This is a genomic window from Chryseobacterium sp. P1-3, assembly GCF_000738495.1.
GTDB classification, from domain to species: domain Bacteria; phylum Bacteroidota; class Bacteroidia; order Flavobacteriales; family Weeksellaceae; genus Chryseobacterium; species Chryseobacterium gallinarum.
The window spans coordinates 523,108-536,365 of sequence record NZ_JPEQ01000007.1 but is presented as its reverse complement, the minus strand read 5'-3'; the positions used below and the strand labels follow the sequence as shown (position 1 = coordinate 536,365).

Sequence of the window (13,258 nt, the reverse complement as noted above, 5' to 3'; positions counted from 1 at the left end):
TTATTTTATATCCAGATTTACAGAGTTTAATCTCAATGAATTCAGAATCACGGATAACGAACTGACGCTCATTGCAGCTGCGGCAATCATAGGTGACAACAGAATCCCGAAAAATGGATACAATAATCCTGCCGCAACAGGAATTCCCAGTACATTATAAATAAAAGCAAAGAACAGGTTTTCTTTGATATTTCTGAGAAGCTTTTCACTTAACAGCTTTGCTTTTGCTACTCCTAAGATATCACCTTTCAGCAAAGTGATTTCAGCACTTTCAATGGCAACATCAGTGCCGGTTCCCATGGCAATTCCTATATCTGATTGGGCAAGGGCAGGGGAGTCATTGATTCCGTCACCGGTCATGGCTACAATTTTGCCCTGTTGCTGTAGTTTTTTTTACCTCATTCAGCTTATCTTCCGGAAGACAGTTTGCTTTAAAGTGTTTGATGCCTAATGTACTGGCTACAGCTTTTGCAGTATGTTCGTTATCCCCGGTCATCATTATAATATCAATTCCTTCACTCATTAATCTTTCAACTGCTTTTTTAGAGCTTTCTTTAATTTTGTCTGTAAAGCTGATAAATCCAAGTACACTTTTATCCCAGGCAATATAGGAGATCGTATGGGCTTTGGACTGCACTTCTACAGCTTTTTGTCTTAAAACATCAGGAATCCGGATTTGATGGGAGGTCAATAAACTTTCATTGCCCAGATAGGCGGTTTTCCCGTTAATATTTCCTTTTACCCCTTTTCCGGAGATATTTTCAAACCGGTCTACCTTTTCAGCAGAAATATTCTCATCCTTTGCTCTTTTGATCACTGCATTTGATAAAGGATGTTCTGAATTCTGATTTAATGAATAGGCCAGTTTCAGAATCTGATTCCTATCTTCGCTGTTTATGGTTTCTATATGTTCTAAAGACGGCTTCCCTTCCGTTAAAGTGCCTGTTTTATCGGTAATTAAAACATTTACTTTATTCATTTGTTCAAGAGCTTCTGCATTTTTTGATCAGGATACCGTTTTTAGCACCTTTACCGATACCCACCATTAAAGACATCGGAGTTGCAAGCCCGAGGGCACATGGACATGCTACAATTAAAACGGCAACAGCATTCACGAAAGCAAATAAGCTTCTTTTTCCTTCCGGACCAAAGAATTGCCATGATACAAAAGTAAGTACTGCAATGAGGATTACTACAGGTACAAATACTTTTGATACCTTGTCGGTTAATTTTTGAATAGGAGCCTTACTCCGGCTGGCTTCGTTGACCATTCTGATGATTTGTGAAAGAAGCGTCTCGTCACCCACCTTTTCAGCCTTCATAATAAATACCTGATTACCGTTGATGGTTCCGGAAGAAACTTTATCATCGATCGTTTTTTCAACCGGCACAGGCTCTCCTGTAATCATACTTTCGTCTACTACTGAGCTTCCCTCTACTATTTTTCCGTCCACCGGAATTTTTTCACCCGGCTTCACCTTAAGAAGATCTCCGATTTTGACCTGGGAGAGTAAAACCCTTTTTTCTTCGCCGTTAACCACAAGATTTGCTTCATCCGGTGAAAGATTCATCAGTTCTTTAATAGCATTTCCGGTTTTTTTATGAGCAGCAGCTTCCATTAATTGTCCTAAAATGACAAGCGTCAGAATCACACAGACTGCCTCAAAATATAAAGGGATCTCATGGTTGTGCCCGCGTATTTCATGCGGAATGATACCCGGGAAAATCAAAGCTACAATGCTGAATATAAATGCAGCCGCAACCCCCAGCGCAATAAGGCTGAACATATTAAGGTTCCATGTTTTAAAAGAAGTCCAGCCTCTTTTCAACAGAAACCAGCCGGAATAAAACATCACAGGAAGGGTCAATGCCAGCTCAATAAACCCCTGAATCTGATGGGAAAAAGGAAAATTAATAAACATTCCACCCATCGAAAGAATAAAAACAGGAATGGTAAAGGCTAATGAGATCATAAATTTCCTTTTCAGGATATTGTATGTTTCATCGTCTTCGTCTTCACCGCTATCCGGCATTCTTACCAGGTCCATGCCACAGATAGGGCAGCTTCCCGGTTCGTCACGAATGATTTCCGGATGCATAGGACAAGTATATTTTGCTGTTTTCTTTTCAGGGTATTTCACCAGATCCATACCACAAACAGGACAACCGACATTGGAATCATAGGTTTTGTCGCCTTCACAATACATCGGACAATAATACCTGCCTGCCATTTCATCCGTTACTTTCGGTGCCTCGTGATTATGATGAGTATGCGAATGTGAATGTGAATGTGAATGTGAATGTGAATGTGAATGGTTGTGATGATGTGGGTGATTGTTTTTTATCAGATCTTCAGTAATTTCTTCTAAATGCATATGGCAAACGGGACAATCACCTTTTTCATCATAGATTTTATCTCCTTCACAAAACATTGGACAGTAATATTTTCCAATACTGTTTTTGAAGTTTTCAGGAAGATGGGCAGATGAATAAGCGGGTTTATAACCAGGATCTTTTGCCAGCTTTTCTTCGACAGGAACCAGATACATATTACAAACGGGGCATCTTTCCCCTTGTTTGAAGTATACTTTATCCCCTTCACACTCCATCGGGCAATAATAAACAGAAGATGGCGATACGCGGTCCTGTGGTTTTACAAAAGTCGTTTCCGGGCTTTTGGGATCTTCAAGCCTGTATTTTCCTATTTCTGATAATGCATTATTCAATGTTGAAAGCTCTACTGCATGATCAGAAGTGATCGTTGCAGTGTTAGTTTCCAGATTGACATCGGCTTTAACCCCGTGAACACTGTTGAGTTTTTGTGAAATTTTTTTCTGGCACCCTGAACAGGTCATTCCAAGTATATTATACTGTCGTTCCATGATTCTTAAATTTATAATACAAATTTCTGAAATGAAATTCTAAGCCTGTTATAAATTTAAGGATAATAGTTATAGAATTTGGGTTGGAAGAGTATTAGAGTAGCAATACAATAGCTGATGAACTACTTGCTGTGGTTCAATGTATTCTATTTGCAACTCTTGATTTCCGTGGTAAAACAACATCTGGTTCAATTAAAGATTATCAAGGGGTTTCCTGTGATGGTCTTTTAATTTTTTAAACTCAGTAGGGGTAAAGCCTGTCACATTGCGGAATTGTGAAGATAAATGCTGGACACTTTTGTATCCTAATTTCCCGGCGATTTCAGTAAGATTGAACTCATTATACAAAAGAAGTTCTTTTACCTTTTCTATTTTTTGAAGAATAAAAAATTGTTCCAGAGTAATATTTTCATTCTGGGAAAAAGTTTTTGAAAGAGTACTGTAATCTTTGTGAAGTTTTGAGCTTAGAAATTCTGAAAGAAGGAAATCTTCATCAATATCCAGCTCACTGATTTTTACGATAATCAGGTTTTTAATTTTTTCAATAAGCTGGCGGGCAGAATCCATAATTCTTTCGAAGCCGGTATCTGATAAGTTTTTTTCTACAAGCTTCATTTTTTCCTCGGAAACTTCGGATTCAGTGTCAACTTCACCTAATATAACGGATTTTGTTTTAATTCCGGCATTATTAAAAATATTTTCAACTGCAGCAATACATCTGTTACAGACCATATTCTTTATGAAGATCTTCATATTCCACTGTTTAACCTGTCTTTTACGAATTCTATCTTTGTTTTACCATGAGGAGCCGGATTTCCATCGCTGTCAAGGTTGACCATAACAATTTTATCCACCGTAATGATTGTTTGATGGGTCATTTTATTTCGGACATCACACCTTAACGTAATAGAAGTAGAACCAAAATGAGTGGCCTCAATCCCGATTTCAATGATATCTCCCTGTTTGGCTGAACTTACAAAATTGATTTCAGAAATGAATTTCGTTACTACTTTTGTGTTCTCCAGCTGTATAATGGCGTATAAAGCTGCTTCTTCATCGATCCATTGTAAAAGTCTTCCTCCAAAAAGAGAATGATTGGGGTTTAGATCTTCCGGTTTTACCCATTTTCTGGTATGGTAGTTCATATGTCTTAATAATTGTAGTACAAATTTAGTGTTAAAAGCTGATGTGGTCAAAAAGAATACTATTTAATGATCTGAAGACAGCTATTCATTTTCTCAATCATTTTCTTTTGGAACGCATTGCTTTTGTTTTTTTAACGGAATTGTCGTTCAGAAACTGCTGGTACTCTTTACTTTCTACAGGAAATAAAGCCACCTTTCCTTCTGAATTATGATGAAACCCGAATCCGTACCTTTTTGCTAAAGGAGAGGAGCGGAGACACGCCTGACCTTTTGAAAAGAATTTTTCTCTTTCTTTCTGTTTTTCATTTTCTGAGATATCATTTTTTATAGCGTAACATTCGAATATAATATCATCAGAGGAATATACATAAGGATTCATGCTGATTTTTTCATATTGAAGATTGGCCAGCGTTTTTTCTTTCTTTTCCGGAGGAACTTGTGCCTGTGAAACAGGACAGTCTTCCGCAACTTCGATGAATGTATTGACGTAATTGGTGGTATGTAGTTTCATAAGATTGAATTGTGTATTATTCTTTATATTCTAAGAGGTCTCCCGGCTGACAATCCAAAGCTTTACAGATTGCCTCAAGAGTACTGAAGCGAATAGCTTTTGCCTTGCCTGTCTTTAAAATGGAAAGATTGGAAAGGGTAAGGTCTACTTTTTCTGAAAGCTCATTCAGTGACATTTTTCTTTTGGCCATAATGACGTCCAGATTTACGATAATCGGCATGGTTTATATTGTTAATTCGTTTTCAGATTGTATTTCTATTCCTCTCTTAAATACCTTGGCAATGATAAAAATGATCACTCCAAAGAATAAGTAATCTGCTCCGGACCCTATAAAATCATAAATGGTATTGGGCTGGATTTCCCTGGGAAAATTTTCAGCATAGGATTCAGCTATTAATGACAGGAAGCCAATGGCAAATACGGAATAACTGATTTTAGTAAGCAGGCGCACCAACCCTTCATTAAAAGGTGCTTCCAGGTTTAATTTCTTAAAAATAGCCATCACCAGGAATACCAGATAGGCTTTATATCCTGCCAAAAATATAATAAAAGCCATCATCCCTTTGTACGAATTGATATTATATTGATACAGTTTGTATAAATTCAAGCCTTCATATATATTTTTTGCCCCTTCCGGATTGACGATGGTCATCATAAAGGAAAAGGTGAGTGCCCCTGCTTTGATACATGATCCGATAAAAATGATCCAGCTCATGATATTTAATACGGATAAGATTTTTTGTGTTTTCATATTAATTGTATTTTAATTTGAAAACAAATATCAATAAAAATTTATTGAAAAACAATTAATTTTTACTTTTTAACAGTCAATGCAATAATTTGGATTCAACATAATGTGAGAAATAACTAAAAAATGCTTTGATTTGAAATTTTTAATTGTATCTTGCATACGTTTATATTTGGAATCAATATTTGTTCATTAATTTATGTTGTTTTTCTTTTATATACCAAATTTTTTATTAATTTTTTAATTTTTTTTTAAAATGAACATTTTTGTTTCAAACATCAATTACGCAACTAAAGAGTATGAGTTGCACGATCTATTCGCAGAATTTGGAGATGTATCATCTGCTAAAATCGTAACAGACAGAGAGACTGGTCGTTCTAGAGGTTTCGGTTTCATAGAAATGGGTGATGAAGAAGGAAAACAAGCTATTGAATCTCTTAACCAAAAAGAATTCAACGGAAAAACTCTAAACGTATCTGAAGCTAAGCCAAGAGAAGAAAAACCAAGAAGAAGCTTCGATAACAACAGAAGTGGAGGTTATGGAAACAACAATAGAGGTGGTGGTTACGGTAACAACCGTGGCGGCGGCGGAAATCGTTGGTAAAATATTAAAGCGGCTTTTAAGCCGCTTTTTTTATAAGTAAATAAGACATTGTTTTTAAAGGTAAACTAGTCTTTTTTCTTCTTTTTCTTTTTTTCTTTGTCCTTATCTTTTCCTTTCTTTTTTTCTTTTTTTGGATTCAGAATTTCTTCAGCATATTCAAACGTTGGCGCTTCATTTTTTACCGGTTTTATTTCAATTTTAAGATCAAAATAACCTTTAAGATCATCCTGGGTGATTAGCTTTTCGCTTAATAAAAGCTCAAGAACTTCTTTTCCCGAATCATTAAAAAAGTGATGTGAAAGTTCTTTAAGCAAAAATCTTTTGTATTCTTCAATAGGAACCAATACACTGTACTTAAAAATTCTTCCTTCCTTTGTGGTGGAAAGATATCCTTTCTCCACCAATATTTTAAGGTAGGTGGATACCGTATTCTGATGGGGTTTAGGCTCAGGGTGTTGCTCCATGATATCCTTTAAATAAAAGGAATTCAGCTTCCAAAACAGCTTCATAAAGTTTTCCTCAGCGGCAGTAAGATGATTTATTTTCATAGAATTTCTTAATGTTGAAATTGAATATTGCAATAAAGATAAATAAAAGATACCAGAAATGCTATTCCGGCCCCCATAAATACTTCTTTTATCGTATGCCTTTTTAAGATAATCCGGGTAATGCCCACTAAAACCGCTATTCCCAGCCACAGGAGACCTATTCTCCAGTCTAAAGTAAAAAATAAGGCTGCTACAAATATATTGAAAGCCGTATGCATTGAACTTTTAATAAACAGGTTGCTGATCTGAAGGACAAAAAGAAGCAGTAAAATAAACAGCATTACCAGATCAAGGTAGCCATTTCTGATATAATTAAAAATAAGGTAAGTAATGACACAGGCTGCAATGAATATATATAAGGTCTTTCTCTGTACCCGGTTGGAAACATCCATATTGGTATATCTTCCCGTTTTTACATTCCATACCAGCCAGATAATAACCGGGACAATAACCATCAGTAATATAGGAAGAAAGTAAAGTAAGGAATCTTTAAAGCTATATTCTTTGATGCTCATATATATAAAGAAGATAAACAGGGAAATCAAAGGATTGAAAAAATCTGAGATGATTTTTGAAACGCTGTGCAGTAATGAAGACTGATTTTCTTCCATGGTAAAATTTAAAAACCAAATATAAGATTATAACCCCAGAAAACAAATGAAAGCGGGTTGACCAGCTCATAAATAAAAAGCTTTTTTATGTAGTCAATCTATTGTCATGACAGTAATTTTGTTAATGAAGCTGAAAATTATAAGGCGGGATTTACAGGTTTTACTCCTGAAAAAAAGGTATCTGAATTACCAAAAGTATGTTAACAATAATTAAAGAATGAAATAAGTAAGGATATAAAATTTAATAGTTTTTAGACAGGTCTTGCTGACTTGTGATTTCAGGAAAGCTACCTATACAGGCGGATTCTTTATATATAGCAGGAAGAAAATAACAGGAAGAATATTGCTTTATAAGGTCTTCAGGGGGTCGAAAATTAAGAATAATCCATTCGGCCTGCAAGTAGATTTCACAGAAAAAATGAAAAGTTACTTATGCATACAATAAAAACAAAGTTTTTTTCATAATTTTGCTCAACTATTTTCATCATAAAAAAGCAAGAGCTAACACATGAAAGAATTTTCTAAAGAGGTATACCTGAAGTGGTATGAAGATATGACAATGTGGAGAAGGTTTGAAGACAAATGCCGTTCTCTTTATCTAAAACAAAAGATCAGAGGATTTTTACATTTGTATAATGGCCAGGAAGCAATTCCTGCCGGATTCACACATGCAATGGATTTAACAAAAGACAGTATGATTACTGCCTACAGATGCCACATCCATCCAATGGCGATGGGGGTAGATCCTAAGAGAATTATGGCAGAACTTTGTGGTAAGGCTACAGGAACGTCCGGAGGTATGGGTGGTTCTATGCACATTTTCAGCAAAGAGCACCGTTTCTATGGAGGACACGGAATCGTAGGAGGACAGATTCCTTTGGGAGCCGGTATAGCCTTCGCTGATAAGTATTTTGACAGAAAAGCTGTAAACATCTGTTTCTTCGGAGATGGTGCCGCAAGACAAGGTTCATTACATGAAACATTCAACATGGCGATGAACTGGAAACTACCTGTGGTATTTGTGGTTGAGAACAACCAATATGCAATGGGAACTTCTGTGAAAAGAACGGCCAACCATGAAGATATCTATAAATTAGGATTAGGATATGAAATGCCTTGCCTTGCTGTAGATGCAATGGATCCTGAAAAAGTAGCGGAAGCTGCCTATGAAGCTATTGAAAGAGCAAGAAGAGGAGACGGACCTACATTCATTGAGGCGAGAACATACCGTTATAGAGGACACTCTATGTCTGATGCAGAGCCTTACAGATCTAAAGAAGAAGTCGCTGTTCATAAAAATGATGACCCGATAGAACTGGTAAAACACAGAATCTTGGAAAACGGATGGGCAACAGAACAGGAACTGGAAGCTATAGATAATAAATCAAGAGACTTTGTGGATGAATGCGTTGAGTTTATGGAAAACTCTCCATACCCTGAAGCAGAAAAAATCTATGAGTATGTGTATGCTCAGGAAGATTATCCATTCTTAGATAAACTAGAAAATTAATAAATTAAAATTAATTTGAAATTTGAAATTTGAAAATTCCGAAAATCTCAAATCTCGAATCTCGAATCTCAAATCAATATAGATTATGGCAGAAGTAATTACGATGCCCCGCCTTTCAGATACTATGACGGAAGGTAAAGTGGCAAAATGGCATAAAAAAAGTAGGTGATAAAGTAAAAGAAGGAGATATTTTAGCAGAAATTGAAACTGATAAGGCAGTTCAGGATTTTGAATCTGAAGTAGAAGGAACCCTTTTATACGTAGGTGTAGAAGAAGGTGGTGCTGCTGCTGTAGATTCTGTATTGGCAATTATCGGTAATGAAGGAGAAGATATCTCAGGATTAACAGGTGGGGCAGCTGCTCCGGCTGCAGCTTCTGAAGAAAAAAAAATCTGAAGAACAACCTAAAACAGAAGCTCCGGCTACGGAATCGGCTACAGCAGAAGTACCGGCAGGAGTAGAAGTTATTACCATGCCAAGACTTTCTGATACAATGACAGAAGGTAAAGTAGCTAAATGGCACAAAAATGTAGGCGATACCGTAAAAGAAGGTGATCTTCTTGCTGAAATCGAAACAGATAAAGCTGTTCAGGATTTTGAATCCGAATTCAACGGGGTATTATTGAAGCAAGGTGTAGAAGAAGGAGGTGCTGCTCCGGTAGATGCTGTATTGGCGATTATCGGCCCTGAAGGAACAGATGTATCCGCTGTAGGAGCTCCAAAAGCTGCTTCCCAGGCTTCAGAAAAGCCGGCAGAACAAAAAGCAGAAGCCAAAACAGAAGAAAAAGCTGCTCCGGCTGCCAACACTTCATCTTCTGACAGAATAGCCATCTCTCCGCTGGCAAAAAAAATGGCTCAGGACAAAGGTGTTGATATCAACAGTGTTCAGGGATCAGGAGAAAACGGAAGAATCGTTAAAAAAGATATTGAAAATTACCAGCCTTCTCAAGCGAAACCAGCTGCATCGGCTCCGGCTGCAAGTGCTGCTGCCCAGGTTGCGGTAAACTTTGTTCAGGGGGAAGATACAGAAACTCCAAACTCACAGGTAAGAAACATCATCGCAAAAACGTCTTGCAGAAAGTAAGTTCTCTGCGCCTCACTATTATCTGATGGTGGAAATCAATATGGATAAAGCCATTGAAGCCAGAAAAGAAATCAATGCTTTACCGGATACTAAAATTTCTTTCAACGATATGATTATTAAAGCTACTGCAATTGCTTTAAGAAAACACCCGCAGGTAAATTCAAGCTGGGCAGGTGACAAAATCATTCACAGAGGAAATATCAATATTGGTGTAGCTGTAGCAATTCCTGACGGATTAGTAGTTCCTGTATTGAAAAATACAGATCAGATGAGCTACACTCAGATTTCTGCTGCAGTGAAAGATATGGCTTCAAGAGCTAAAAATAAAGGCCTTAAAGCAAATGAAATGGAAGGCTCTACATTCTCTATTTCCAACCTGGGAATGTTTGGAATAGAAACTTTCACAAGTATCATTAACCAGCCTAACTCTGCGATCCTTTCGGTAGGAGCAATCATCGAAAAACCAATCGTTAAAAACGGGCAGATTGTAGTAGGGAACACAATGAAACTTTCATTAGCATGTGACCATAGAGTAGTAGATGGTGCTACCGGTGCTGAATTCTTACAAACATTAAGAACCTATTTAGAAAATCCATTAACTTTATTACTGTAATTTTCTAAAATCAAATAAAAAAACCTTCCATTCCGGGAGGTTTTTCTATTTTTATCCTAATCCTGCTGATTTTATAACAATTTGTTGTAAAATCAACATTATGTTACTATTTTTGAATCATGATTAAAGCAAGAAATATCCATAAGTCTTATGGGAATTTAGAAGTACTGAAAGGAGTAGACATCCATATTAAAATCGGAGAGGTTGTTTCTATTGTAGGAGAATCGGGGGCAGGAAAATCTACGTTGTTGCAGATTTTAGGAACGCTGGATCATCCTACCAACTCCTCTAAATACAATACTGAAATTGCCATAGCAGGAGAATCTTTCATTAATATGAATGATAAGCAGCTTTCTAAGTTCAGGAATCACAATATTGGGTTTGTATTTCAGTTCCACCAGCTTCTTCCCGAATTTACGGCGTTGGAAAATGTATTGCTTCCTACGAGAATAGGAGGAGCTAATGAAAAAGAAGCTCTGGAAAAAGCCTATGCTTTATTTGAAGACCTGAAGATAGAGCAGCGGTTGCATCATAAACCCAATCAGCTTTCTGGAGGAGAAGCCCAAAGGGTAGCTGTAGCCAGGGCTTTGATCAATTCCCCGAAAATAATTTTTGCTGATGAACCTACGGGAAACCTGGATTCAAAAAATGCGGATGATCTTCACAAGCTGTTTTTTGATTTAAGAGATAAATACAATCAGACTTTTGTGATTGTAACCCATAATCCCAATCTTGCAGAAATTACAGACCGTAAGCTGGTGATGAAAGACGGGATGATCATAGAATAGAGAATACACACCGGATGATAAAGAATTTTATTTTTCTTTTTTTGCTTATACTTTCCTGTTCAAAAGCTGAATCCCAGCAGTTGGATGCATTGGAAATACCCCAATCAAAAATATCGGAAATTAAAAGTTTTCTTCAGGGAAAAGAATACAATCAGGAACTGGTGGCTTTCATTAATTTCAGACTTCATTCCGGGAAATACCGATACTTTATTTATGATCTGAAAAACAATAGAATTCTCCAAAAGGCAGTAGTTTCCCATGGCTCAGGATCTGTTATTCCACATTCGGATATTTTACAATTCGGCAATGTGGAGGGCTCTTACCGGTCTTCTTTAGGGAAATATGAGATTCGCGAGAGCTATATGGGGAAATTTGGAAAAGCCTATCGTTTACAAGGATTAGACAGCACAAATAGCAATGCAATGGAAAGAGCGATTGTTCTTCACTCTTACGGATGTGTTCCCGATGAAGAATCCAATCGTCCTTCATGTTTAAGTTTAGGTTGTCCGATGCTTTCTAAAAAGGCATTTGATAAGACAGCACAATATATAGACCAATCAAAACGGCCGATGATTTTATACGCATTTTATTAATTCATTATCTTATTATTCACTATTAATCCATTCCCATGCCTATAAAAATTCTTGCCAAAGATGACAGACCCAGAGAAAAGTTTTTGCAGAAAGGCAAAAATTCGCTTTCTGATTCTGAATTACTGGCTATTATTATGGGAAGCGGAAATAAGGAGGAAACAGCAGTAGAGCTGGCAAGAAAGATTTTAAACTCTGTAGGTAATAACTGGAACCAGCTGAGCCTGCTTTCAACCAAGGATTTGATGAAGTTTAAAGGCATTGGAGAAGCAAAAGCAATTTCAATCACTGCAGCGCTGGAAATTGGAAAAAGAAGGGCAAGACAGGAAATTCCTGTAAAAGCGAATATAAGCAATAGTCAGGACGCGTATGTACTTCTTAAAAATCAATTGTCAGATTTAAGAACTGAAGAGTTTTGGGCTATTTTCCTGAATAATAACAATAAGGTCATCCATATTTCGCAGCTTACCCAGGGCGGAATAAGCCAATCCGTAGTTGATGTGAGAGTTCTGTTCAAGACCGCACTGGATCATCTTTCAACAGGGATCATCATTGCCCATAACCATCCCTCCGGAAGTTTAAAACCGAGCAGGGAAGATCTCAGTATCACACAAAAAATAAAAGAAGCAGGAAAAATATTAAGTATCCAGCTTCTGGATCATATTATTGTTACGCAGAACTCATATTTTAGTTTCTCAGACGAAGGATTGTTATGATTAGAAGACTGAAATACCATGAAATTGATTTTTTGAAATATTCTCAATGCTTGGAAAATGCTGAGCAGAAAAAATATTCTGCCACAAAGGATTTCCTGGACATTACAGCGAAAAAGCAGTGGGAAATTTTGGTGTATAAAGATTATGAAGCAGTAATGCCTGTGCCTTTTGTCAGAAAATTTGGGATTAAAATTGTTCATAACCCTAAACTTTGCCAGCAATTGGGGGTTTTTTCCGCTCAGGATGATATGGAGCTTAATGAAGCTTTTTTACATTATCTTGAAACCCATTATCTGATAAGAGCCTATCCCTTTAATGATGTGAATAAGCTCCGGACAAAAATGAGATTAAAGAAGAACTTTCTGATCTATCCTGAGGTTTATGAAAAAGTTTATGCAAAATATTCTCCAAAAAGAAAAAGAAAACTCAGGCTTGATGATGAAGTGGTAAAAAACTCTGAAATAAAGCAACTTACTTACGATGAAGCAAAGAACTTTATAGAGTCCAATATGATTGGCTTGAGTAAAGAAAGCGATCTGCCTGGATTTATGGACATTTTTAAAGCTTGTTATCAGCTGAATTACCTGAAATTTACAGCTTTTTTTTATCATCATCAGATTATTAATATGATTGCTACCTATTCGGATTGTGGGATGGTAGCTCTTTTGGGTACCTTTAATGATAAAGACTATGTAAAATTATCAGGAGCATCAGTTTTGATTGATCATATTATAAAAGAGATAATTGAAACTCATATTTTTGATTTTGAAGGAGGTGATATTCCGAACATTGAAGAGTTTTTCAGGGGATTCAGGCCGGAATTGAAACCTTATGGAATCATTGAAAATTCTAAAAAAAATCTATTTAAAAAATTAGGGATCCTTCTTTTGAAAGGAAGGTTCCTTTAAT

General features: G+C 36.6%; 13 protein-coding genes and 2 pseudogenes. 7 read left to right on the top strand and 8 right to left on the bottom strand.

What is annotated here, in order from left to right; all coding sequences use genetic code 11:
* From HX13_RS11035 to HX13_RS11010, 6 genes and pseudogenes are all read right to left on the bottom strand, one after another.
* Positions 1–2,882: pseudogene (locus HX13_RS11035) on the bottom strand (heavy metal translocating P-type ATPase).
* A 192-nt stretch (positions 2,883–3,074) separates the two neighbouring features.
* Positions 3,075–3,635: a helix-turn-helix domain-containing protein gene (locus HX13_RS11030; RefSeq protein WP_050021110.1), complete on the bottom strand. Its 561-nt coding sequence runs from the start codon at positions 3,633–3,635 to the stop codon at positions 3,075–3,077.
* Positions 3,632–4,027: an acyl-CoA thioesterase gene (locus tag HX13_RS11025; RefSeq protein WP_050021109.1), complete on the bottom strand. Its 396-nt coding sequence runs from the start codon at positions 4,025–4,027 to the stop codon at positions 3,632–3,634. The genes HX13_RS11030 and HX13_RS11025 overlap by 4 nt, the downstream gene beginning before the upstream one ends.
* 97 nt (positions 4,028–4,124) lie before the next feature.
* Complete coding sequence (locus HX13_RS11020) at positions 4,125–4,538, bottom strand: DUF6157 family protein (protein WP_050021108.1); 414 nt, start codon at positions 4,536–4,538, stop codon at positions 4,125–4,127.
* A gap of 16 nt (positions 4,539–4,554) precedes the next feature.
* Positions 4,555–4,758 (bottom strand): helix-turn-helix domain-containing protein, encoded by a 204-nt coding sequence (locus HX13_RS11015; protein WP_050021107.1) that lies wholly within the window; start codon positions 4,756–4,758, stop codon positions 4,555–4,557.
* 3 nt (positions 4,759–4,761) lie between these two features.
* The gene (locus HX13_RS11010) at positions 4,762–5,289 is read right to left on the bottom strand and encodes a DUF2975 domain-containing protein (RefSeq protein WP_050021106.1); all 528 of its coding nucleotides are present in this window, start codon (positions 5,287–5,289) and stop codon (positions 4,762–4,764) included.
* Between the two features lie 253 nt (positions 5,290–5,542).
* Between HX13_RS11010 and HX13_RS11005 the strand changes: the two genes are divergently transcribed.
* Positions 5,543–5,890, top strand: coding sequence for an RNA recognition motif domain-containing protein (locus HX13_RS11005; RefSeq protein WP_050021105.1), 348 nt, complete (start codon positions 5,543–5,545; stop codon positions 5,888–5,890).
* A 65-nt stretch (positions 5,891–5,955) separates the two neighbouring features.
* On the opposite strand, the gene HX13_RS11000 is transcribed toward HX13_RS11005, so the two are convergent.
* Positions 5,956–6,438, bottom strand: coding sequence for a BlaI/MecI/CopY family transcriptional regulator (locus HX13_RS11000; RefSeq protein ID WP_050021104.1), 483 nt, complete (start codon positions 6,436–6,438; stop codon positions 5,956–5,958).
* Positions 6,439–6,446: 8 nt separating this feature from the next.
* Positions 6,447–7,049 (bottom strand): phosphatase PAP2 family protein, encoded by a 603-nt coding sequence (locus HX13_RS10995; protein ID WP_050021103.1) that lies wholly within the window; start codon positions 7,047–7,049, stop codon positions 6,447–6,449.
* Between the two features lie 508 nt (positions 7,050–7,557).
* On the opposite strand from HX13_RS10995, the gene pdhA reads away from it, so the two are divergent.
* From pdhA to HX13_RS10965, 6 genes and pseudogenes are all read left to right on the top strand, one after another.
* Positions 7,558–8,559: a pyruvate dehydrogenase (acetyl-transferring) E1 component subunit alpha gene (gene pdhA, locus HX13_RS10990; RefSeq protein ID WP_050021102.1), complete on the top strand. Its 1,002-nt coding sequence runs from the start codon at positions 7,558–7,560 to the stop codon at positions 8,557–8,559.
* A gap of 85 nt (positions 8,560–8,644) precedes the next feature.
* Positions 8,645–10,255, top strand: a pseudogene (locus HX13_RS10985) (2-oxo acid dehydrogenase subunit E2).
* 119 nt (positions 10,256–10,374) lie between these two features.
* On the top strand, positions 10,375–11,043 hold the full coding sequence (locus HX13_RS10980) for an ABC transporter ATP-binding protein (protein WP_050021101.1): 669 nt from the start codon (positions 10,375–10,377) through the stop codon (positions 11,041–11,043).
* Between the two features lie 14 nt (positions 11,044–11,057).
* On the top strand, positions 11,058–11,636 hold the full coding sequence (locus HX13_RS10975; protein ID WP_050021100.1) for a murein L,D-transpeptidase catalytic domain-containing protein: 579 nt from the start codon (positions 11,058–11,060) through the stop codon (positions 11,634–11,636).
* A gap of 35 nt (positions 11,637–11,671) precedes the next feature.
* Positions 11,672–12,349: a RadC family protein gene (radC, locus tag HX13_RS10970; protein WP_050021099.1), complete on the top strand. Its 678-nt coding sequence runs from the start codon at positions 11,672–11,674 to the stop codon at positions 12,347–12,349.
* A complete protein-coding gene (locus tag HX13_RS10965) occupies positions 12,346–13,257 on the top strand; it encodes a hypothetical protein (RefSeq protein WP_050021098.1) in 912 nt (303 codons plus the stop codon). Before radC ends, HX13_RS10965 begins: the two co-directional genes overlap by 4 nt.
* The last annotated feature ends 1 nt before the right edge of the window (position 13,258 follow it).